This window comes from Leptospira ilyithenensis (genome assembly GCF_004771005.1).
GTDB lineage: Bacteria > Spirochaetota > Leptospiria > Leptospirales > Leptospiraceae > Leptospira_A > Leptospira_A ilyithenensis.
Genome location: NZ_RQHV01000074.1, coordinates 1 through 306 on the forward strand (window position 1 = coordinate 1; position 306 = coordinate 306).

A 306-nucleotide genomic window follows, 5' to 3' on the forward strand; every position below is an offset into this window, starting at 1 on the left:
AACCCTTTCTGTTTTTAAGGGTAGGGGTTGCGGAACTATAACTAAGTGCAGACGACCGTAGCCCGAGCATCTGATTCGCATACGCTTCCGATCGGATTTCGTCTGAACCCACATCCAACGATCCCGAATACGCAATTGCATTTCCTTCTCTCATCATCTTTTGGATGTCCCGGTCTTTGGCTCCAAACGCCACAGCCGCCGTCTTGACAATTCCTCCGACTACTCCCACTACCTGCGATACTACATTTCCTATAGGATTGGAATTCACTGCGTTTCTTGCTTTCTTTGCATCCCGTGAACCTTTAT

At 48.0% G+C, this 306-nt stretch carries 1 protein-coding gene; it reads right to left on the reverse strand.

Annotated features, from left to right (window positions below):
- The coding region (locus EHS11_RS19945; protein ID WP_167884516.1) for a hypothetical protein at nt 1-306 on the reverse strand (306 nt) is incomplete at both ends.